Genomic DNA, 21,893 nt, shown 5'->3' with positions numbered 1-21,893 from the left:
TTTGTTCAGACCCGATGGCAGGCGGCAAGATAACAAAAAAGCCGCCTGAGAATTCGGGCGGCTTGGTCGTCGTCTGAAGACATGACTGGTCAAGGCCGCGTTAGCTGCCCCACCACCAGTTACCGATGTTCTTAGACGTTGTGTTCATGGCGGCAATTGTTAGCGTGCAGAAAATCATATGGCAAGTGCTTTCCAAGCATGCAGTGAACCGGAATGCAGGCAAAGGCGTTGACCCTTCACCGATACGAAGGAGTGCCCGGCAAAATGCCTCATCGTTTTGTTATTCTGGCAGCGAGCCTGCTGCTGATCTCAGCCTCTAAACCACCTGAAACTGTTCCCGTTCCACAACAGAAACCTGCCCAGGAACAGAGCGAAGACACCAAACCCGTAGCCCCCCCAGCTGAGGCAGAAACGCCAAAACCCCAACCTAAGCCAGAGGACAAGGCAGCGCCCTCACCTGCCACTGAACCCGAAAGCAAAGCTGAAGACAAAAAAACAGAGCCTGAGGAAAAAACGGAGGCCGCCATTCCGGTAGAGCAGGAAAACCCTGAGGAATTGCAGGCGTGTCTTGCAGAACTCAAAACACTGGGCGCCGAGTTCAAGGCGCTGGATGCCATCAAGGGCGAAGAAAATGGCTGTGGCATAGCATCTCCTATTGAGTTGTCGTCCATAGGACAGGGCATCAAGCTTGATCCGCCAGGACCCATGCGCTGCGAAACCGCGCTTGCACTCAGCCGCTGGGCAAAGGAAATGCTTGTGCCGGCAGCAAAACTGTCGATGCCGGAGCGCAAGATCACCGCAATCGCCAATGCATCCACCTATGTGTGCAGAAACCGCAACAGCGCTGAAAATGGCAAGATATCGGAACATGCCAAAGGCAACGCCGTCGATGTCTCATCCATTGCTTTTGACAAGGGTGAGCCGCTGATCATGAAACCACGCGATGAAGACGGCACTGTTGAAGGTGCATTTCAACGCACCATCACCACGGCCGCCTGCCTGTTTTTCAAGACTGTGCTATCGCCCGGTAGCGACTCGACCCATCAGGATCACCTCCATCTCGATGTGCTGGAGCGCAAAGGCGATTATCTCTACTGCCGATAGGGCAAGAGACTGCCACAACCAATCAAACAAAAGGGCGGCGCTTTCGCACCGCCCTTTCTTTCCCCGGCCCCCGCCAGTTTTTGGATCAGAATTTCTGGGTGAGAGAAATTTTGAATGAACGACCTGGTTCTGAATAGAACGCAACAGGCTGATTGGACGTCGACGCGGCTCCGCTAGTGCTGACATCACGGACACCAACAGCATTGTAGTAGGTCTTATCAAAGATGTTGTAGACACCAGCCTGAATGCGCAGGCCCTTGGTCTGCGCGGGTTCCCACCAACCTGTCAGATTAACGATGCCATATCCGGGAGCATCGAACGTGTCATACGCAAATGCTGGACCAGTAATAGGGATCACCCGTCCATCTTCTCTCATGCCACCTGACAAGATGGTCGAGAGATCCGCGCCCCAAGTGTCCTGTTCATAACCGATACCGAGAACCGATTTGACCGGTGCAACAGTGCGGATGAATTCGCCTGTATCCTTGTCCTTGCCGTAAGAATAGGCAAGCGAACCATGCAGGAAGATGCCGTTTGCGAAGTCTTTGCGAGCACTGACTTCAACACCTGAAATCTCAACTTTGTTTCGGTTGCGCCACGTGTAGAGTGTCGTTGGCTGCCCAACGCCACCTGGCGTACCAAAAACATCTATGAAATTCGAATAGATGTTGTGATACAGGGTAAGCTTACCCGTCAGATCATCACTCTGATAGCTCGCACCCATTTCAAAACCTTGAGAGGTTTCAGGCTTGAGGTCCGGATTGCCGACATTCGCGTAGAAGCTTCCATTCCGGAAATCAATGTACAGTTCATTGACCGTCGGAGGACGGAACGCCATAGACCACTGGCCAAACAGTTCGACTTCAGGCGTCAGCTGATACGTAGCGAGCAGCTTGGGCGAAATACGAATGCCATCCTGTCCATCCGGCAAACCGAAGACAGGGAAGCCAGTATTGTTGCTAAAGCCTGCGGATGCTTTTGGATCATAGTCATACCAATCCAGGCGAGCACCGGGTGTCAGCGCAAAACCTGAATCTCCAAAGGAAATACGGTCATCAAGATACAGACCGAGACGACGACCATCGACGTCTGGGATGTCGGACTGCGAGACAACTGTCGTTACCGGCACAACACGAAGAAACTGTTCCGTTTGGAAGAACTGGAGGTTTCCACCAAACCGAACTTCGTGGTTCAGATTACCGGTGCTGAATTCGGACAATGCGCCGCCGGTCAAACCGATGGAGCTTTCTTCCATCTGGTTGTAACGACCATAATTCGTGCCGTTGTTGCGGCGGCCATAGGAGCCAGCGTCTTTGGCAAGCTGCTGCCAATAGAGCGTCAGATTTGCACTGTCGATGAGCGCATCGGCGGATGGCGCTTCATATTCATAATCCAGCGAGACGCGATCACGACGCGTATCGTCATAGCCCCAATAGTCGCCGACTCTGTTGGTTGACCCGGCAGTGCCAGCGGTAAACGTCGAGGTCTGCAAGGTTTTAAGATCGGTTTTGGTGTCGAGATTGAACCGTTCCGCCGTCAAACCTATGCGATGGCCGCCTTCCAAGTCCTGACGAACCTTGAAAAGCAAGTTGTACTGATCGTAGTCAGCAGGATTTGCCTCGGTTCGGTTCACGCCGATAATGTCGGCAGTGCCCTGATTTTTGCGCTCATGGCCCTTCTTGTAGCCACCTTGGAAAAGAACAGACGTATTCTGTACTTTTTTGGCGACGGCGACATTACCACCGAAGCTTCTGTCTTCGCTGTCATAGGTAAGCTTGGCAACGCCGCCCCAATCGCGACCCTCTTCAATCAGGTCTTCAGGCTCAAGCGTCCGCAACACCAAAGCACCACCAAGAGCACCAGGCCCAATGCGGCTAGAATCCGAACCACGCAAAACATCGACGCGGGACAGCGACGAGAAGTCGTAGCTGTTATTGGTGTCACTCATGCCAGTCGTCGCAACGGTGCTACGTGCATAGTTCTCAAAGAAGGGAACTGGGATGCCATCGATCAATGTAGTAACGCGTGCGCCACCGAGACCGCGAATAAACAGGCCACCTGTTTTACCAGGCTTCGACTCCACGAAATCAACACCTGGTTCCGTCGTATTACCAAGATCGCGGACGTTGCTGATTTCCTTCTTGCGGATCTGATCAGCCGTTGTCTGGCTGGCAAGTGGCGTGTCGGATGCAGCATTAGCCGCAGTTGTGCGCTTGCCCTTGACCACGATCCTGTTGAGAAGAGTGCTATCGGCGGACTGTGCCTGAGCAGCGTCCTGCGCGTAGGATGCACCGGAGGCGGAGAGCAGAACCATTGCTGTGCAGACAAGAAGTGCTGATCTGGAATGCCCAATTACCATTTACGTCCCCCTTTTATGCAGGCGCATGGAAATAGTCGCTGCGACGATGGCGCAACGCTCTCCCAACCCTGTCGGAATATGCAAAAATTGACGGTGAAACCGCTGTTACGGACGATTAAAAAACATGACTATTATAGTCAATATAGAAAACATGATTGAAAGCTTCATGATTAAATCTGGAATGAAATGTTGCCAAAACACAACAATCACACTTCACCGGAACTGAAAAGCAGTCGTCAATTACAGGTAGAATTACGTAGAAGCTGCAAGCGAAAAGCTGAAAATCAACCGAAACGTTAGTTAGAATATTAAAACAATCAAAAATATAATTTCTTTGTACTCTTGCCGTTCTCATAATTTTATCCGCTCATACTTGCGGATTTGCCGGGTGGCCCCTAAATGCCCGCTAATATTGAAACCTCTATACTTAATCACCAAGCCATTATCGGAAGCCCGTCAATGAAATCGCTGGAACTCCTCGTAGAACGCATAATCCTCTCGAGCCGTTGGATTCTGGTCGTCTTTTATCTGGGGCTGGTCGCAGCTTTGGGAGTTTACGCGTTTTCTTTCGTCCTGAAATTCCTGAAGGTCGCCAAAAACGTCTTCACCTATGATGAAGCCGATATGATCCTAGCCATGTTGGGTTTGATTGACGCAGCGCTTGTTGCAAGTCTGATCGTCATGGTGATGATTTCCGGTTACGAAAACTTCGTCAGCCGTTTTGATGAGGCCGATGCGGAAGTGTCATTCCTTGGAAAGCTGGATTCCGGCAGCCTGAAGATCAAGGTCGCCTCCTCCATTGTGGCAATCTCGTCCATTCACCTGCTGCAAATCTTCCTGAATGCCAACCAGTACACCGACAATAAGCTGATGTGGTTCACCATCATTCATCTGGCTTTTGTGGTCTCGGCCGTCATGCTCGGCTTCCTCGAGAAGCTGATGGCAAAACCAAAGGATCAAACTCCAAAACCATAATGGAGTTTGATTTCTTCAAAACTGGTTTCCCGGAAATGATTCTTCATTTTTTGGCCCTGGCAGGGACATTTTCGGCCGGGTCACCCCGAACGCCAGCAGTGGAAAATCTGTCAGACCAATTGACGTCTCATAACGCTCTGATATACCACAATAAATAAATTCCGTTTAAATCAGCGTTTCAAACTACCAATTTATCAGTAGCGTTTCAGCGTATTTCATATATTTGTTACCGTTAACATACAGGCAAATTGGCCCACCAAAGAAACCCTTTTAATGGCAGTTATCGAACGGCAATCGCAATTGAGCGAAGAGATATCAGCAGCCGACAGTCGTCCGGCTTGGCTGCTTGCCGTTCATAAGGTTGCCAAACAATTCGGGTTTGCCCATGTCTCGCTGATCATATCGCCGACCGTCAATGATCTGCTTTTGGCGCCGCTGGTTGTCGAAAGCACAATTTCGGCACGGTTCGTGCGAGAAATTGACGCCCATCATTTTTTGCCGCTTTGTCCGGTTATTCCGCGTCTCAATCGTTCCCTAGTGCCGCAATTCTGGTCGGTTCATGACTCCGTTCCACCATTCCCGGACGAGATGCGGCGCATCATGACCGATTACGGCATTGCCTGCGGTGTGATGATCCCGATAAACGCCCCATCCGGCGAGCGCTACATCATACGGTTCGATGGTGATACGACGCATCCTTGCCAAAGCGTGATGAATGCGCTGGGCATGATTGGGCTACACGCTTATGATGTCTATGACAGCATGAAGCGCAATGAAATGGCACCGGTCCGCACCCTGACCAAGCGGGAGCTTGAGGTGATCCGCTGGACAGCACAAGGAAAAACATCAGCCGAGATCGGCCAGATCCTCTCGCTGTCAGACCATACCGTCAATGCCTATATGAATAATGCGATCAAGAAGCTGGACTGCGTCAATCGTACGCAATTGGTGGCAAAGGCCATCCGTTCCAAGCTGATCAGCTAAGTCGCCAATCAAAAAAGTCTACCGGAAATAATGATCCTGCCACAGGCTTACCCATGGCAGGAATACGGTTTTTAACGATCCAGAACGGAGCGCAGTTCGACAAGGTTAGAGCGAACACGCAACACGTAAAAGCCCATTGTCGCCAGGTGCGATGGCATCAGCCAGCCACTTTCCTCGCCGTTGGAAATGATTGCGGGCTGAATGCGCAGTGCCGCACGGGTTTGCACCAGCGTGTCATTCCACAGGGTTGTCAGGTTACGTTCACGAATAACCTGCGAGAAATCGGCACCGGCAGCAGACAGAACGCCGTAATAACCGTAAAGCTGGCCATAAGCGAACCAGAACCGGTCATCGGCACGAGTGTCAAACCAGCCGCCATTATAGTTTTCCGATCGTTCACGCAAAATGGCAGAGGTTGAGCCAATATCACCGGCGATACGATCGATAAACTGAATCAGGTTGTCGGCACGTCCATCAAATACCGCATTGCACGCCACCAGTTCGGCGTTGAATGCCTGGAAGCTGCGGATAGCGGAACGGTAATAGCTTGGGGTTGGCGTTTTGGGACCGAATGGATCAAGACCGAAATACCAGGAATATTCGCTGAACTGCATGTTGCCACGCGCTTCCTGAAGATTGGCATTGATGCCCGAAGTGCCGCGAACGCGGCCCAGCGTATCAACGAGCTCAACCGACGTACGGCGAACGGCCTGGTTCACACCACGCTGGAAAGATGCCTTATTGTCGAGAAACGGCGTATTATCCCAATCCATGCCGAACAGGCCAAATCGGTACAGCAGCATGGAGGAAATCCATGCATTCTGATTGACGTTAAAGTCCGTCAGATCAGCAGCAACATCAACGATTGCCGAACGCTGGCACGTGCGGGCCGCACCATCAGTGGCCGGCAATTCCTGCCCTGCCGGAACAGTTCTTTCAGCGAACTTATAGGCCGCAATGTAATCCGGATCAAAATTGGTCCAGCGCTGCGTCTGAATGATGAAATAGCCGTAGGACACGACCAGCACAGCCAGACCCGCAAGGACGATGCCCTTCACTGTCCATGTGCGTTGATTATACCAGCCATGCGCGGCTATAAAAGGCCACAGGACCCAGGCAACTGCGATGCCGACCCCTCGACCTATGGCACTGAAAAGCCGTTGGAAGAATGTGATGATCGGATCAAGCATGGTCATCTTCTCCTATGCCATAAAGTCGCTGGCGAAACTCTCTTTTGTCTTTCAAATATGTTCCGGTCAGTGTCGATACAACATACTCACGAAACTTTTCAGAATATCGCTCGTAAGAAGCGTAAAAACCCTGCTTGTCGAAGATAAACCGCGAAACAAAGTCGGCCGGCACCATCTGCGCAATCAACCGATTGACCAGCCATTGGTCGGCATGCTCGACGCGAGCGCGCACCAGCATGAACCGCCATTCGGGTTTCACATCCTCCATGCGGATGCTGCCGGTGCTGGAAATCTTGCGCATCGCATCCTGCAAAAACGGATAGGCACCGTTGCGGGTCACGGTCGCGCCATTCATGTGCAGCCAGGTCTGCATCCAGATCGGATCCGCCATCAGCGTGCCGGCATCAGGTGCTGCATCATTGACAAGCTGCTTCAGGATCATGTCCGAGCGGTGCCGGAGCAGACCGGAGGTTTCAACCCAGCTGGCCCGAGGCAGTTCTATTCGCCCGGTTTTTGCCAGGAAGTCATAAACTCGTTGGTGGTCATCAATGGCAATATAACTAACCTGCCACGGGCGCGAACGACGGAAACCCGGCGCCTTTGCGTCACAAATGACCGTCGTGTTGCGACCGTCCAGGAAGATGAACACGCCGCCAAAATGATTGGCCCAGAACGCATCGTGGCGGAAAACCAGCTGGTCCGGCACCAGCCGGTTCTGGCGAATATCGCCCGTCAGCTTGGCGAGCTCTACCATGCGGTTAAGCATGTCGTCATCACGCCAGGCATTTTCGTCGCTTTGCAGCCGGTCCACCAGTTGCCGCAGTTCCGCCGCCTTGGCCAGCACGTTTTCAGTCGAAAACATGCGGAAACTCACTTCGTTGATCGACAGCAGATCTTCAAGGCTTTCAACAATAGAGACGCTGTCTTCAATCTCGCCAAACAATGCATCCTTGATGGTTATGGCATTGATTGAGCGGGTATTTGCCGCAAAAAACTCATGCATCAAACCGGCGGTATTGGAAAAGCTGGTATGTACAACCGGCAGGTTTTCCTGCTCCGGCGTCATGATGATGGAACGGCGATTGACCCGGTTGGGGTCCAGATAGTCCTTGTCGCCAAGCTCATCGGCAATTTGCGGAGAAAAGCCGGTCATGTCGATTTCAAAGCTGTCGAGTGTGGTTTTACGCAGACCAAACCCTTCCAGCGCCTTGTTGTAGCGTTCGACCAGATGCGGCTCGGCAATTTCCAGCAAACGCCCGTAAATCAGTTCTGTTTCCAACAGACGGTTCATTGCGACCACCGTCCGTCACGTTTCATCGCCTCGATTTGAGCAATCGCCTTCTCACGCTGACGTTCACGGCGGATGATATCCGTCACCGCAGCATCGTCGGACTTATCGGTGTAGCGGAATTCGCTATCTGCGTAACGATTGATCTCCTGAAGGATCATATCCATCGTCACCGGGCCACGCAGTTCGGCAATCATCGCTTTCTTGTCATCATAGGACTTGTGCATGAAAGCGTCAGGCGTTTCAAACCAGGCATCCGGCAGTTCCACGTCCATCGCACGCATCTTGATGGCGTCGGTAATGTTCTTGATGGCACGACCGGTAAAGCGCGGCTCGGCCAGCTTGATCATATGCAGATAAGCACCGATATCAGCCAGCGTCTGAATGCGGCCATGTGTGCGCTCATAACGTTCCCAGACGGCAACCAGACCGTCTTCCTGCGGCTGCCTGTGTTTTTCATAAGAGCCGGACACGGCCTTCTTGATTTCCTGATCGGCAAACAGCGCGTGCTCGCCCAGCGGAATGGTGTGGTTTTTACCCACCAGCAACGAGAAGATATCGATGTAATCATGCTCGGTCTGTGGGCCATCCACCAACCAGCGCGCCCCTGCCCGCTGGCGCAACGCATCATCGACATTTTCAGGATAGTTGGAGAACATGCCGAAAGAGCAATTGCCGCGAACAACAGTCGAGGCACCGGCAAAACTCTCCATCAGTACTGCTGTCACTTCATGCTGACCGGCAGAGGCGCGGTCATCAGAACGTTTTGCTGCAACCTGGTCGACATCATCAATGGTACCGAAACCGATCGCACGTGGGTTCATCACATTGTTGATGAACGCCTTGGCGTTCTGCCCCGACTTGCCCTGATAGGACGAAATCTGGTCCACGCCGAAGTTTTCGTAATGAAAGGCGTAACCGGCAACTTCACAATAATCGTTCAACATGCCGGCCAGCATTTGGATCAGAATGGTCTTGCCCGTCCCCGGCATGCCATCACCGATGAAGGTGAACAGAAACCCACCCAACTCGACAAACGGGTTCATCTGCCGGTCGAAATCATAGGCCATCATCATCTTGGCCAGTTTCAGCGCCTGATATTTGGCAATGTGGTTGCCAATGATTTCTTCCGGCTTTTTGAAGCTCATCGCAAGCGGCTTGCGCTTTTCACCCGGCGTCACATCAAAACCATCCAGCGTGAAATCATCCTGATCAACACGGATATGGTTGTTCTCAAACACCGAAAGCGCCGCAAAACGTGCCTTACGCGTCAAAAGCCCCTGAATGGCGTCCCGGGCAAAGGCCCGGCTGCGCGCCACAAGGGCGGCCTCGTCTGTGGCCCCTGCCAAACCTGCATCCAGCCCGGCCAGCATGCTCTTCATCGCATCCTGCGGTGTATCGAACAGAAAATCCGGTTCTCTCGTATCATCAACCGGCTCACCGTCACCCGGTAAGGTCGCGAGCAGATAAGCACCCAGCGTAAAGGCGGCAACATAGGACGACGCAGAAAGTAGCGCCTTGAACTGCTCGGCATCGGCGCCGGACAATGGTGCAGCACGATTGCGGGCCTGCAGCTGTTCCAGCGCCGTCTGTCGCGCAAATATATCCGCCACGGCCAAGGCAATCTGCACACCACGCCGCGCACGGTAAAGCACCATGTGCTGCAGCGGAGAAAGCATCGGATCAGATGACTTTATCGCCTGAATGGTCCGCGCCAGTTCCACTTCACGGGTACTGCGCACCGAAGTAGTCGACACGGTTGAAACAAACCGCCTGCCGGTACCGGCCAAAGCAGTACCACTGCCCTGCCCGTTGCCACTGTCCAGCACGATGAATTTTGTCACCAGACTTTGTGCAAGGGTCAGATGGCTGGCAATCTCATTTTCATGGATAGTCGTCAGTCCGGCATTCAAACTGTTCATCGGATCAAACCTCGCTTACCACCTGACGACCTGAAATTACGTGAACCTTGTAATTGCCGAAGATTGCGGTTGCCTCACCTGCGGCGTAAAGCGCTTGGTAGGCTTCATGCGGCACCAGCGCGTGTTTTTCGTAAGCGCTCACACCCATACGCGCCGCTTCCAGATCATTGGTTTCGATATGGAATTCCTGAACGGCCGGCGTGGAAGAGAAAAAGCCACGCGATGCCGGACGTTCATTTTTCGAGAATATCTCCTGCATCGTCCAGCTCATCAGCCAGGCGTTTTCATCCCTGCGGACCTTGGAGAGAATGTCGTTGATCCGGGCATTATTTTCGGTAATGCCGGATGAGTAGAACGGGCCAAGCACGATACGGCGCAACAGCTTTGGATGCAGCGTCTCGAAATCCTTGTCGAGATTGGACGCAATGGTTGCGGGCGTTAAGCCATAGGCTCCGTTGCGGACAATAAAATCATCAAACCGCGTCGCCAGTTCCGGATTCAGCAAACCACCGATTGGCAACGGAATATCGACATCATGTCGCAACTTGCCATCCGGCCCCACCAGCAACCGGTCAACATTTTCAGACGAATCCTCAATGGTGGCGATATAGATCATCGGCAGTGTCTGCGGCCCGTCGAACACGCCCCACGTCACCACATAAACCGGACGAGAATTTTGAGGATTGACTGACACATGAATGGTTTCGGGCAACACGAAGGGTGAGAAGATCTCACCTTTACGGATTTGCTGCAGGTAAAGCCGTTCAGCCATCTGCGTTTGCAGCGTTGCCGGGAATTCCTTGTGGCGCAAAATGAAATCGGCCATTTCTCTGCGCAGAACGTCGGGTTCCGGAATGGAAGCCAGCCGCTTTTCAGCACCATTGCGATCGTTTTCCAGTTCCAGAACGCTTTGGAAAACCGGGAAGCCGCTTTCAGCTCGCGAGATACGAAACTGCTCCATGAACCCGACCCGGTTCTGCCAGCATGTGAAGGAGTTTCGCAGCCGTTCGATGTAAGGCAGCAACAAACGCCCCGCCAACCCGCTGCCCGGCAGCATCAGGTTGGGTTGCGAAAAATAAACATCCATGCCGTTCAGCGCCGCGGCCATGGTATTGAAATACTGCGTCACTGCGGCATTGTTGGCGGAAGGTAGCAACGGAAAACCCCAGTTTATCTTACTGCTTCACGTAGTTAGCCGAATTGTGCTTGTCGAGTACCGCCTGGAAACGGCGCGAGAACGCCTCGTCTGCCAGCTTCTTGCGTCGCTGGATATCCTGGGTCGAAAGCATGTTCTTCTCATGCATTTCCAAGAGGTCGCCAATATGACGCTGTGCGGCAGAGCCGATACCCGCCATTGTTTCCGCAGCGGCCGCATCCACCTGCGTCCCGAGCGTGTTGATCTTGTGCGCAACGTCCTGCTGGGCGGCGGTCTTCAAGCTGTCCTCAAGCGCCTTGTAGAGAACGATACGCTGCTCGGTATCGATGGTCAGCTTGTTGATCAGCGTATTCTGCGCGGCAATCTGGTTGTTGAGCGAATCCACAAAGGTCTGGAACATTGAGGTGTAACGCTCCAGCGTCTGGCTCTCGGCCAGAAGTTCCTGCTCTTTTGCCTGCGCAAGATTATATTCCGTGGCAAGTTTGGAGCGCTGACCCTCAAGTTCTGTGCGCTGCGACTGCTCGGTGGAGGCTGCAATCTTGTTTTCAATATCAAGCAGCGCCGGGTTCAACTGCTCAATTTGCTTCTGGGTCGCTTCCAGCAATGCGATCGTGCCCTTGCGACGCTCGATCACCTGCACAAGGCTTGCCTCAGACGAAGAATAACGCTGGTCGAGAACGCTCTTTTGCTCTTTCAAAATGCCGACAATGCTATCGGACTTGGACAAGAGTTCCTGAAGATTACCGGCCAGCGACATGTTGCGAACACGCTCGGTGCGCATGCGCTGGGCCTTCTGCTTTGAGAAAACGCCGATAAATTTCTCATAACCGGTGTAGTTCTTCATGCTTTCGAATTCGCTGCCAAACACGTTGGTCGCATCCTCAAGCCCGATGATGAGGTCGGCAATGTTTGCTTCCATCACCTTCTGCTGGGTCAGAACGTCCTGAATACGCGCATTTTCAATATCGAAATTCACATCGCCAAGCTTGGTGTCCGCCTTGGAGAACTGATCGAGCACCACACCCGACTGCTCAAGTTTCGTACGCATGTCGTTGACCGCAACTTTGGTCTTTTCGATTTCGGTATCGAAGGATTGCAACGTAGCCATATGAGTTTCTCTCCCCAAACGATGAACAGCAAAAAGGCCGCCTTTCAGATTGAAGGCGACCTTATAGAAAATATCAGCTTTGGAAACTGCAAATTCAAGAGATTGCAGTTAAATCACAAACTTAGAGGCCGAGATTGGCAATCTCTGCATCAAGACGTTCACGTGCCTTCTTTGGCAGTTTACCGGTCTTGATGGCTTCGAGGTTTGCCGGCGCATCACCGGCAACGATGAGTGCAACCATGCCCATGCCAAGGTGCGGGGTGCATTTCACGACGAAAGCGCCTTCCTTGTCGATGGTTACTTTCAGGGTTTCGTTCATCTTGCCTTTGAACTCGGTTACACCTTCAGGGATCATGCCCTTGACCGCAGCGGCGTCATGCCCCTTGTCGACCGGCACGAACACGATAACGTCGCCGACATTGGCCTTAACGGCCTGCGGCTCGAACACCATGGCGTCGCCATTAGCGCCCTTGTTCAGCATCTTGACTTCAATTTCGGCGGCAAGAGCCGGAAAGGCGAACAAGCCGGCAACGGCAACGGCGCTGACAAGACGAAGGAATTTATTTTGCATCTTTTGCACTCCTGAGCGAAGCCGCACCCTGCGGCGTTGAGTGCGTAATACCGCGAAGATGCTGTGCACTCTTTGACCAAAATCAAACACAGAAAACTATATGCGGCGCTCAGCTTTCCTTGACAGCCTCCACCCAGTGGCGACGGCAGAAGGAGACATATTTCTCATTGCCACCGACATCGATCTGCGCACCTTCCTTGATGACCTGGCCGGATGCATCATAACGGGCAACCATTGTCGCCTTCCGGCCGCAATGGCAGATGGTGCGGATTTCACGCAACTCATCGGCAATGGCCAGCAATTCCTTCGATGATGGAAACAGTTTGCCCTGAAAATCGGTGCGCAGGCCGTAGGCCATCACAGGAATGTTCAACTTGTCGGCAATATCGGCCAACTGCCAGACGTGATGTTCGGACAGAAAGTTGGCTTCATCGACAAAGACACATGCCACAGCCTCTTCAGCATGGAGTGCCTTCACTTCTTCGAAAATGTTGGTTTCAGGGTAAAAAAGCAGCGCATCAGAGCAAAGTCCGATTCGCGATGCTACCCGGCCGACGCCTGCGCGGTCATCAAAAGAGGCGGTAAAAATCAATGTGCGCATGCCGCGCTCATGATAATTGTATGAGGCCTGTAGCAGCATTGTCGATTTGCGGGCATTCATCGCGGCATAATTGAAATAAAGCTTGGCCATGTCGTCTCCGGCTGAAATGTAACAAGGCGCCAACACGCCAGATATTCGTCTGCGTAAGGCTTTTGGCGTCCCACAACCGGAATGGGAAGCGCAAAGCATCAAAAACCACAGGATTTATCGGCCAGTGTTGCCAGCAAGATGTTATGCACGGCAAAACATGTCGCAAATGAAGTGAGCCCGCACGCAAATGCACATGAGTTGATTGTGTCGGGCATATATTGATAATGGCACGGGAACAAAAAACAGGGAGTACACAATGCTTGTCAACAAAAGGCGCTGTCTTGCCCTCGCCGCAGCAGTTTCAATCTTGGCTTTTGGCGGTGCAGGAGCCCAGGCGGCAGAGCCTGAAAGCTGTGCAACAGTTCGCTTCTCCGATGTCGGCTGGACTGACATCACCGCAACAACCGCAACAGCTTCCGTTCTTCTGAAAGGCCTTGGCTACCAGACCGACGTGAAGATCCTCTCTGTTCCAGTCACCTATACGTCTTTGAAAAACAAGGACATCGACGTTTTCCTCGGCAACTGGATGCCGACAATGGAAGCCGATATCGCGCCTTTCCGTGACGACAAGTCCGTTGAAACGGTGCGCGAAAACCTGGCAGGCGCGAAATATACGCTCGCCACCAATGCCAAGGGCGCCGAACTCGGCATCAAGGACTTCAAGGACATCGTCACCCAAAAGGACGCGCTGGAAGGCAAGATTTACGGCATCGAGCCAGGCAATGACGGCAACCGCCTGATCCTCGATATGGTCGAGAAGGACACATTCGGCCTGAAAAGTTTCGAAGTGGTGGAATCTTCCGAGCAGGGCATGCTGTCCCAAGTGGCACGCGCCGACAAATCCGGCCAGCCTATCGTCTTCCTCGGCTGGGAGCCGCACCCGATGAATGCCAACTTCAAGCTGACCTATCTCTCGGGCGGCGATGATGTATTTGGCCCGAACTTCGGTGGCGCCACAGTGCACACCAATGTCCGCGCCGGTTACACACAAGAATGCGCCAATGTCGGCACGTTCTTGAAGAACCTGCAGTTCTCTTTGCCTATGGAAAACGAGATCATGGGCAAGATCCTGAACGACGGACAGGACCCGGAAGCTGCCGCAACCGCATGGATGAAAGCCAATCCGACAGCAATCGAACCATGGCTTGCCGGCGTCACCACCTTCAAGGGTGAAGAAGGCCTGCCTGCTGTAAAAACTGCTCTCGGCCTCTAAAAAAACGCTGGATGGAAATCCTGTTGAAACTATAACCGGCCATCACGGTATGGCCGGGTTTTTATAAGATATTTTATCACGAAAGGCTGTCTTTCTGTGGAATGGATCAGCGCATCTGAAAACCGTCTTCCTGTCGGACGTTATGCAAAAGACGCGATCGACTGGCTGACGACAAATCTGGCTTTCTTTTTTGACTGGCTGTCCTTCATTCTGAAGAGCGTCGTTGATGCGTTGCTATTTGTTCTACAGGCGCCGCATCCGTTGCTGATCATTGCCATCATCACCGCGCTGTCCTGTTGGGTGCGCCGTTCGATTGGCGTGCCGCTGTTTACGGCGCTCGGACTGCTGCTGATCGTCAATCTCGGCTACTGGAAAGCCACCACGGAGACGCTTGCACTGGTTCTGGCCGCAAGCGTTGTCTGCATGAGCATCGGTGTGCCGCTCGGTATTCTCGCCGCCCGTCGCAAATGGTTCTACGTCATTCTGCGTCCGGCGCTGGACCTCATGCAGACCATCCCGACCTTCGTATATCTTATTCCGGCGCTGATCCTGTTCGGGCTTGGCATGGTGCCCGGCTTGATCGCTACGGTCATTTTTGCCATTCCGGCCCCCATTCGTCTGACCCGTCTTGGGATTATCTCGACGCCGCCTGCCCTGGTTGAAGCGGCCGTCGCCTTCGGCGCGACACCGGCACAGGTGCTGCGCAAGGTCGAACTGCCTTTTGCCATGCCGCAGATCATGGCCGGCCTGACGCAAACCATCATGCTGTCATTGTCCATGGTGGTCATATCAGCACTGGTGGGCGCAAACGGCCTTGGCGTTCCCGTCGTCCGCGCATTGAACACCGTTAATATTGCCATGGGCTTTGAGGCCGGTCTCTGCATCGTGATCCTTGCGATCATTCTCGACCGTCTGTTTCGCCTTCCAGGCTCGGAGGACGAGGCATGAGTGACGCAATCATCTTCGGCAATGTCGATATCATCTTTGGTGACAAACCGGAAAAGGCCCTTCCCCTGATCGACCGCGGCAAAAGTCGTGACCAGATCAACCGCGAAACCGGCCTTGTGCTGGGCGTGGCCAATGCCTCGCTGAGCGTCAAGGAAGGTGAAATTCTTGTCCTGATGGGGCTGTCTGGCTCAGGAAAATCCACCCTGGTGCGCGCGGTGAACGGCCTGGCACCGGTCGTGCGCGGCAATGTCAGCGTTCGCACCGACGATGGTTATGTCGATCCTTACAAGGCATCGCCTCGCGTACTGCGCGCGTTACGCACGCACACGGTGTCGATGGTATTCCAGCAGTTCAGCCTGCTGCCCTGGCGCAATGTTGCAGATAATATCGGCTTTGGTCTGGAACTGGCCAATGTGCCGGAAGCAGAACGCAAACAGCGCGTCGCCGAGCAGCTTGAACTGGTCAAGCTTGAACAATGGGCAAACCGCAAGGTCGGCGAGCTTTCCGGTGGAATGCAGCAGCGTGTTGGCCTTGCCCGCGCCTTCGCAACAGGCGCACCAATTCTGCTGATGGACGAACCGTTTTCCGCTCTCGATCCACTGATACGCAGCCGCCTGCAAGATGAACTGCTCGAATTCCAGAGCCGCTTGAAAAAGACCATCCTGTTTGTCAGTCACGATCTCGACGAAGCATTTCGTATCGGCAACCGTATTGCTATGATGGAAGGTGGCCACATCATCCAGTGCGGCACACCGCAGGAAATCGTCAAAAATCCGGCCACCTCCTATGTCGCCGACTTCGTGCAGAACATGAACCCAATCTCGATGCTCACCGCAGGTGACATCATGAAGCCGGGCATATCGGAGCAGACAGGCAAACGTTCGATTTCCGGCACGGCGCGCGCCTCCGTTCCGCTCATCGACATTCTCGACGCTTTGAGCAAACATCCGGGCATGATTGGCGTGGTTGAAAACGGCGCCATCATTGGCACGATATCAGCAGATGATGTTGTGAGCGGACTGACACGGCACCGTAATCGCTAACGGCGTGACGCTGATTCGCAGGTGATTCCACATCAGGAGGCAACGCTCTCTGGAACAGGTGACATGTCTTTTTTATCATCTAAAAAAGAATATACGCGAAAATTCGCAGTTGTAACGTTTCAGTAGATAAAATGACGCAGCTGGAAAAAATCACATAATTTGTACAACACACCCGATGAAACCGGCAAACCCTGCAAAAAATGGCATTTTCAAGCCCGAAACCTGCAAATAGAGTACGTTTTCTTAATAAAATTTGCGGATAAACTATTTTTACATGATAATATAAAACGAAACTAATAAAGTGGTCCTATACCTTAGATTTAGGTATATACAACATTGTGTCCATCTTGCTAAATTGGGCACATCAAATTTAATAAGCCAACGTGACGCGTTCGCAGGAGAGCCTCGCATATGAATACCCAATCTCTTTCAGAGCAATCCAACGCGGCTGCGGGGCTTTTGTCGGCAATGGCAAACCCAAAGCGGTTGATGATCCTTTGCAGCCTTGTCGAAGGTGAAGTCCCCGTTGGTGTTTTGGCAACACAGGTTGGCCTCAGCCAGTCCGCTCTCTCCCAGCACCTTTCCAAGCTGCGTGCACAGAGGCTGGTTAAAACCCGTCGCGACGCACAGACGATCTACTATTCCAGCTCGTCTGAAGCTGTGAAGAAAATCCTCGCTTCGCTTGAAGAGATTTATTGCCAGCCGCAGAGCAGCAAGTCTGCCGCCTGAATGATAGCGCGAACATTGTAGGTTTCTCCTGAAAGAAGTCTGCAAAATAATTGCGCCAAATAAGTGTATTTCGATGAAAGCGGTCATTTTTAATGGCCGCTTTTGTCATTTATGGCCTAACGCAGAATAAATATTCATTTCAATCGATATAAATCACATTTTCTACTTCACGTTACGTGAGGTCATAGTCGTCTTTGACGATTATCTTGCCTCAATACAACTGTATTTACGCCATTTGCGCCTTGAGGCGGCTCGCCGCCGTGGCATAACCGCCTGAAGCACCATCGACAAAATGCATGTGATCGTGACTAAGCGCAGTTGGCACGATACAGGTCATCAACGCTGCGTCCTGTTCGTGCATGCCGTAATAACAAACGCCATCGTCCGCAGCCTGCTTTAGCGTAGCCTTTATACGAGCGAGACTGGATACCGAGACATCCACAGTCATTTTCAACCCGTCGTCGAACTTACGGAAATCGGTATTGCTGGCCACTTCTCGCTTATAGTTCGCCGCATTAAAGCGTCCCAGCGATCCCCCAAAGGCATAAAGAACGCGCACCAGAAAAACTTGGCCCAGAATAGACAGGGAGTGCCGCATCCGCGCGGTCAGATCGCCATGAGCGGATTGCGCCCGCGCCTCCATGCCGAGCCCCTCGCGCACAAAACCGAGCTCCGGCCCATCCACGGGTACGGGATGCCCTCCTCGGCCATCTTCATTGGCAAGCATCACCACCCGCGCCACTAGCTTGCGAAAGGCGGTTGGGTCAGCTTTGGGGTGTGGAATGGCAATGATGGAAACAATCTGACCGTGGTTGGATTTGATCGGGTTCCAGCGACAGGAAAGCCCGGTCAAATCCGGCCGCGAACCAGAGGCGGCAGCTTCAATCGTATAAATCCCTTCCTTCATCCGCGCTTCAGCCCAGCTGTTACCGCCGCCCGAAAACATAGCATAGGTCGCATGCTCACTGGCCCGGTAACGGGCAACCCGGACGTCCAGGCCATTCGCTCTGATTTCCGACACCGGCACCAGTGCTGCACGCAATCCGAGATCCATATCGTCGCGCACCCAGCTTTGGGCACGAGACAGCGCGTCCCGCGCTTGATCAAGACCGTCGGGCGGGATTGCAACCACGGCGCCGTCGCCACCAAACACGAATGGAAGGTCGGCCTTGCCAAGCACGTTGGCGATGGCCGAGATGACGCCTGCACCCGCCATATTGACGGCCTTGTAGCGCCCGCTTTCAATTGCCCCGGTCGAATCTATAATATCGGCAACTGCAAGCGCCCAGCCATCTGGCAATGGCAAGTAGAGGGACGCGTCTGCCACATCCTCGAAATCGAGAATAACAGGCAGTTTTTCAAGGAAGTCGTCGGTGGTTTGGCTCATCACTGAAATATCGGTCCGTTTCAGTTCAAACACCAGAGGCTGCATGCGAATATTTATCTTGTCGAGTTGACGAAAGAAGCTGTCCAAGATGCCACAAACAAAACAATAATCGGCACGAAACACCTTGTGGAATCGTGGTCTAATTTCCTAGACTGCGAACAGGATGCTGCCGAACGCAAAAATGAACGGAGCGACCAACGTCTGGTGACGTAAAAACCGTCCAGACCACAAACGGGCGAAAAGCCCACCCCAAGGAGACAGCACATGAAAACTAAGCTACTGGCAAGCGTCGCTTTCGCCGCCTCGTTCGCCTTCGCGCCTCTGGCGCACGCAGAAATCGTGATCGGCCTTATCGCCCCATTGACCGGCCCGGTTGCCGCTTATGGCGAGCAGGTCAAGAACGGCGCACAGGTTGCCGTGAACGAGATCAACAAGAAGGGCGGCATTCTCGGTGAGCAAGTCGTGCTCAAGCTGGCGGACGATGCCGGCGAACCAAAGCAGGGCGTTTCTGCCGCCAACCAGCTGGTTGCTGAAGGCATTCGTTTTGTCGTTGGTCCTGTAACGTCGGGCGTTGCCATTCCAGCATCTGACGTCTTTGCTGAAAACGGCATCCTGATGGTGACGCCGACTGCAACGGCTCCAGACCTGACCAATCGTGGTCTCACCAACATTTTGCGCACCTGCGGTCGCGACGATCAGCAGGCTGAAGTTGCAGCTGCTTATGTCATCAAGAACCTCAAGGACAAGCGCGTTGCCGTGCTGAACGACAAGGGCGCTTACGGCAAGGGCCTGGCAGACTCCTTCAAGAAGACCCTGAACGCCGGTGGCGTAACGGAAGTGTTCGATGACGCCCTGACACCAGGCGAAAAGGATTTGAGCGCGCTCGTTTCCCGTCTGAAGTCTGAAAAGGTTGATGTGGTTTACTTCGGTGGTTACCACCCTGAAGCTGGCCTGCTGGTTCGTCAAATCAACGACGCTGGCGCCAAGATCACCGTAATTGGTGGTGACGGCCTCTCCAACTCCGAGTTCTGGAACATAGGTTCTGAAGCAGCTGCTGGCACCGTTTTCACCAACGCTGCTGACGCCCTGAAGAATGCAGACTCCAAGACTGCCGCTGATGCGCTCGCTGCTGCAAACATTCCTGCGGAAGCATTCACCCTGAACGCCTATGCTGCAGTTGAAGTTCTGAAAGCTGGCATCGAAAAGGCTGGCAGCGCGGAAGATTCCGAAGCAGTTACCACAGCCTTGAAGTCCGGTGAGCCTGTTGCAACAGCAATCGGCGCCGTGACCTACGGTGAAGCTGGTGACCTGACCTCGCAGGCATTCTCGCTCTACAAGTGGGAAGGCGGCAAGATCGTTCCAGCTGAATAAGCTGCAACTTTCGTCACTTACGACACAGAAAAGCCGGGTGTTGCAAAGCGCCCGGTTTTGTTTTTTCAGGAATTGTTCTAGGTTGAGAATCCATATTTTTTGAACAGATGAGGCTGCCGTGACCGCTACTCTTGAAAACAGGATCGATCAGGGCACAGGCCGCCAACCGGCAGATATCGTTCTGAAAGGCGGTCGTTTTTTCGATCTGGTCACCGGTGAACTCGTCGCCTCCGACATCGCGATCTGTGGTGATACCATCGTCGGCACCTGCGAAAACTATGTCGGAAAACAGGAAATCGACATCACCGGCAAGATTGTCGTCCCAGGCTTCATCGATACACATCTGCATATCGAATCCTCACTGGTCACACCGCATGAATTTGACCGCTGTGTGCTGCCCTATGGCGTGACAACAGCGATCTGTGATCCGCATGAAATCGCAAATGTGCTGGGCACGGAAGGTATTCAGTTCTTTCTGGATTCAGCGCTGCAGACGGTCATGGATATCCGCGTGCAGTTGTCATCCTGCGTGCCGGCAACCCATTTGGAAACCGCAGGTGCGGATTTGCCGATCGAACGGCTTTTGCCGTTTCGCAGCCATCCCAAGGTCATCGGCCTTGCCGAATTCATGAATTTCCCCGGCGTTATCCACAAAGACCCGGTTTGCATGGCAAAGCTCGAAGCCTTCCAAGGCCAGCACATTGATGGCCATGCCCCGCTTCTGTCTGGCACCGCGCTCAATGGTTACCTGTCGGCTGGCATTCGCACAGAACATGAATGCACCAATGCACCTGAGGCTTTGGAAAAGATCCGCAAAGGCATGCATATTCTGGTACGCGAAGGGTCTGTCTCCAAGGATCTGCACGCGCTGATGCCCATCATCACCGAACGCCTGTCGCCCTATCTGGCGCTCTGCACCGACGACCGAAATCCGCTAGACATCGCCGAGCAGGGCCATCTGGACTATATGATCCGCACGGCAATTGCCCATGGCATTGAGCCTCTGGCGATCTACCGTGCGGCTTCTATCTCCGCAGCGCGCGCCTTCGGCCTGCGCGACCGCGGCCTCGTCGCACCCGGGTGGCGCGCCGATCTGGTGGTGCTGGACAGCCTTGAAAACTGCAAGGCGGAAATGGTCTTTGCTGCCGGCAGGCGGGTAACCGATGCCTTGTTTGATGCCCGTAAACCCGTGGAGCCCGTCGGTCTGGATAGCGTGAAGGCAAGGCATGTTCTGGCTTCACATTTTGGCGTGCCGGTCAGCGAAGGTGAAACACCCGTCATCGGCGTTATGCCGGGCAAGATCATCACCGAACATCGCCGTTTCCGCCTGCCCTCCAGCGGCAATCAGACGGCCGTTGATCTTGACCGGGATATTATCAAAGTCGCTGTTATCGAGCGCCACGGCAAGAACGGTAACCATGCCAATGGTTTCGTGCAGGGATTTGGTCTGAAGAGCGGTGCGATCGCTTCTACGGTCGGTCATGACAGCCACAATATCTGCGTGGTTGGCGTCAATGAAGACGACATGGCGCTTGCCGCCAACCGACTGGGTGAGATCAAGGGCGGTTTTGTTGTGGTCGCGGACGGCAAGGTCACCGGCGAAATTGCCTTGCCTATCGCCGGTCTGATGAGCCTCGAACCCTATGAAAGCGTGCGCGACACGTTGCACACATTGCGCCAGGCGGCTTACGCACTTGGCACCACGCTCGAAGAGCCGTTCTTGCAGGTGGCATTCCTACCTCTGCCGGTCATCCCTCACCTGAAGATTTCAGACAAGGGCATGGTCGACGTGGATAAATTCGCCCTCATCTAAACGGAGCTGCTTAAATGGGGGCGAGCGAAGTTTCCTTCGCT

At 53.5% G+C, this 21,893-nt stretch carries 18 protein-coding genes; 9 read left to right on the top strand and 9 right to left on the bottom strand.

The genetic code is table 11. From position 1 onward, the window contains the following. Nucleotides 1-264: 264 nt before the first annotated feature. Nucleotides 265-1,104, top strand: a complete 840-nt coding sequence (locus IB237_RS09405) for an extensin family protein (protein ID WP_192488381.1) — start codon at nt 265-267, stop codon at nt 1,102-1,104. 85 nt (nt 1,105-1,189) lie between these two features. Here IB237_RS09405 and IB237_RS09400 read toward each other — a convergent pair whose 3' ends face one another. Further along, nucleotides 1,190-3,463, bottom strand: coding sequence for a TonB-dependent hemoglobin/transferrin/lactoferrin family receptor (locus IB237_RS09400; RefSeq protein WP_192488380.1), 2,274 nt, complete (start codon nt 3,461-3,463; stop codon nt 1,190-1,192). A gap of 459 nt (nt 3,464-3,922) precedes the next feature. On the opposite strand from IB237_RS09400, the gene IB237_RS09395 reads away from it, so the two are divergent. Next, on the top strand, nt 3,923-4,438 hold the full coding sequence (locus tag IB237_RS09395; protein ID WP_192488379.1) for a TIGR00645 family protein: 516 nt from the start codon (nt 3,923-3,925) through the stop codon (nt 4,436-4,438). 273 nt (nt 4,439-4,711) lie between these two features. Further along, nucleotides 4,712-5,422, top strand: a complete 711-nt coding sequence (locus tag IB237_RS09390) for a LuxR family transcriptional regulator (protein ID WP_192488378.1) — start codon at nt 4,712-4,714, stop codon at nt 5,420-5,422. 71 nt (nt 5,423-5,493) lie between these two features. On the opposite strand, the gene IB237_RS09385 is transcribed toward IB237_RS09390, so the two are convergent. The 7 genes from IB237_RS09385 to IB237_RS09355 form a co-directional block, all read right to left on the bottom strand. Then, nucleotides 5,494-6,612, bottom strand: a complete 1,119-nt coding sequence (locus tag IB237_RS09385) for a DUF2333 family protein (RefSeq protein ID WP_192488852.1) — start codon at nt 6,610-6,612, stop codon at nt 5,494-5,496. Continuing rightward, nucleotides 6,605-7,903 carry a DUF6638 family protein gene (locus tag IB237_RS09380; protein ID WP_192488377.1) on the bottom strand — a complete coding sequence of 433 codons (1,299 nt, stop codon included), beginning with the start codon at nt 7,901-7,903 and terminating at the stop codon, nt 6,605-6,607. Before IB237_RS09380 ends, IB237_RS09385 begins: the two co-directional genes overlap by 8 nt. Further along, nucleotides 7,900-9,822, bottom strand: coding sequence for an AAA family ATPase (locus IB237_RS09375; protein WP_192488376.1), 1,923 nt, complete (start codon nt 9,820-9,822; stop codon nt 7,900-7,902). Before IB237_RS09375 ends, IB237_RS09380 begins: the two co-directional genes overlap by 4 nt. A gap of 4 nt (nt 9,823-9,826) precedes the next feature. Next, nucleotides 9,827-10,930: a hypothetical protein gene (locus tag IB237_RS09370; protein WP_192488851.1), complete on the bottom strand. Its 1,104-nt coding sequence runs from the start codon at nt 10,928-10,930 to the stop codon at nt 9,827-9,829. A 67-nt stretch (nt 10,931-10,997) separates the two neighbouring features. Next, nucleotides 10,998-12,086, bottom strand: coding sequence for a hypothetical protein (locus tag IB237_RS09365; protein WP_192488375.1), 1,089 nt, complete (start codon nt 12,084-12,086; stop codon nt 10,998-11,000). Between the two features lie 121 nt (nt 12,087-12,207). Then, nucleotides 12,208-12,657, bottom strand: coding sequence for a pseudoazurin (locus tag IB237_RS09360; protein WP_192488374.1), 450 nt, complete (start codon nt 12,655-12,657; stop codon nt 12,208-12,210). 109 nt (nt 12,658-12,766) lie between these two features. Beyond that, nucleotides 12,767-13,348, bottom strand: a complete 582-nt coding sequence (locus tag IB237_RS09355; protein WP_192488373.1) for a thymidine kinase — start codon at nt 13,346-13,348, stop codon at nt 12,767-12,769. Between the two features lie 256 nt (nt 13,349-13,604). Here IB237_RS09355 and IB237_RS09350 point away from each other — a divergent pair, with 256 nt between their 5' ends. From IB237_RS09350 to IB237_RS09335, 4 genes are all read left to right on the top strand, one after another. Continuing rightward, nucleotides 13,605-14,561: a choline ABC transporter substrate-binding protein gene (locus IB237_RS09350; RefSeq protein ID WP_192488372.1), complete on the top strand. Its 957-nt coding sequence runs from the start codon at nt 13,605-13,607 to the stop codon at nt 14,559-14,561. Between the two features lie 63 nt (nt 14,562-14,624). Continuing rightward, nucleotides 14,625-15,509 (top strand): choline ABC transporter permease subunit, encoded by an 885-nt coding sequence (gene choW / locus IB237_RS09345; RefSeq protein WP_250982397.1) that lies wholly within the window; start codon nt 14,625-14,627, stop codon nt 15,507-15,509. Further along, nucleotides 15,506-16,552 (top strand): choline ABC transporter ATP-binding protein, encoded by a 1,047-nt coding sequence (gene choV, locus IB237_RS09340; RefSeq protein ID WP_192488370.1) that lies wholly within the window; start codon nt 15,506-15,508, stop codon nt 16,550-16,552. The genes choW and choV overlap by 4 nt, the downstream gene beginning before the upstream one ends. Before the next feature lie 411 nt (nt 16,553-16,963). After that, nucleotides 16,964-17,281, top strand: coding sequence for a helix-turn-helix transcriptional regulator (locus IB237_RS09335; RefSeq protein WP_192488369.1), 318 nt, complete (start codon nt 16,964-16,966; stop codon nt 17,279-17,281). 226 nt (nt 17,282-17,507) lie between these two features. On the opposite strand, the gene IB237_RS09330 is transcribed toward IB237_RS09335, so the two are convergent. Further along, nucleotides 17,508-18,668, bottom strand: coding sequence for a DUF3095 domain-containing protein (locus IB237_RS09330; RefSeq protein WP_192488850.1), 1,161 nt, complete (start codon nt 18,666-18,668; stop codon nt 17,508-17,510). A gap of 264 nt (nt 18,669-18,932) precedes the next feature. Between IB237_RS09330 and IB237_RS09325 the strand changes: the two genes are divergently transcribed. Continuing rightward, nucleotides 18,933-20,039, top strand: a complete 1,107-nt coding sequence (locus tag IB237_RS09325; RefSeq protein WP_192488368.1) for a branched-chain amino acid ABC transporter substrate-binding protein — start codon at nt 18,933-18,935, stop codon at nt 20,037-20,039. Nucleotides 20,040-20,157: 118 nt separating this feature from the next. Then, entirely contained in the window at nt 20,158-21,852 is a 1,695-nt protein-coding gene (ade, locus tag IB237_RS09320; protein WP_192488367.1) for an adenine deaminase, read from the top strand. Nucleotides 21,853-21,893 lie beyond the last annotated feature (41 nt).

The sequence above is a fragment of the Agrobacterium sp. AGB01 genome (genome assembly GCF_014851585.1).
GTDB lineage: Bacteria > Pseudomonadota > Alphaproteobacteria > Rhizobiales > Rhizobiaceae > Agrobacterium.
Note: the sequence above shows the minus strand (reverse complement) of the source record. Positions and strands in the feature narration are given on the sequence as shown.

Coding starts and splice junctions, on each gene's coding strand:
- IB237_RS09405 (WP_192488381.1), top strand. CDS start 265: ATGCCTCATCGTTTTGTTATTCTGGCAGCGAGCCTGCTGCTGATCTCA.
- IB237_RS09400 (WP_192488380.1), bottom strand. CDS start 3,463: ATGGTAATTGGGCATTCCAGATCAGCACTTCTTGTCTGCACAGCAATG.
- IB237_RS09395 (WP_192488379.1), top strand. CDS start 3,923: ATGAAATCGCTGGAACTCCTCGTAGAACGCATAATCCTCTCGAGCCGT.
- IB237_RS09390 (WP_192488378.1), top strand. CDS start 4,712: ATGGCAGTTATCGAACGGCAATCGCAATTGAGCGAAGAGATATCAGCA.
- IB237_RS09385 (WP_192488852.1), bottom strand. CDS start 6,612: ATGCTTGATCCGATCATCACATTCTTCCAACGGCTTTTCAGTGCCATA.
- IB237_RS09380 (WP_192488377.1), bottom strand. CDS start 7,903: ATGAACCGTCTGTTGGAAACAGAACTGATTTACGGGCGTTTGCTGGAA.
- IB237_RS09375 (WP_192488376.1), bottom strand. CDS start 9,822: ATGAACAGTTTGAATGCCGGACTGACGACTATCCATGAAAATGAGATT.
- IB237_RS09370 (WP_192488851.1), bottom strand. CDS start 10,930: ATGGCCGCGGCGCTGAACGGCATGGATGTTTATTTTTCGCAACCCAAC.
- IB237_RS09365 (WP_192488375.1), bottom strand. CDS start 12,086: ATGGCTACGTTGCAATCCTTCGATACCGAAATCGAAAAGACCAAAGTT.
- IB237_RS09360 (WP_192488374.1), bottom strand. CDS start 12,657: ATGCAAAATAAATTCCTTCGTCTTGTCAGCGCCGTTGCCGTTGCCGGC.
- IB237_RS09355 (WP_192488373.1), bottom strand. CDS start 13,348: ATGGCCAAGCTTTATTTCAATTATGCCGCGATGAATGCCCGCAAATCG.
- IB237_RS09350 (WP_192488372.1), top strand. CDS start 13,605: ATGCTTGTCAACAAAAGGCGCTGTCTTGCCCTCGCCGCAGCAGTTTCA.
- choV (WP_192488370.1), top strand. CDS start 15,506: ATGAGTGACGCAATCATCTTCGGCAATGTCGATATCATCTTTGGTGAC.
- IB237_RS09335 (WP_192488369.1), top strand. CDS start 16,964: ATGAATACCCAATCTCTTTCAGAGCAATCCAACGCGGCTGCGGGGCTT.
- IB237_RS09330 (WP_192488850.1), bottom strand. CDS start 18,668: ATGAGCCAAACCACCGACGACTTCCTTGAAAAACTGCCTGTTATTCTC.
- IB237_RS09325 (WP_192488368.1), top strand. CDS start 18,933: ATGAAAACTAAGCTACTGGCAAGCGTCGCTTTCGCCGCCTCGTTCGCC.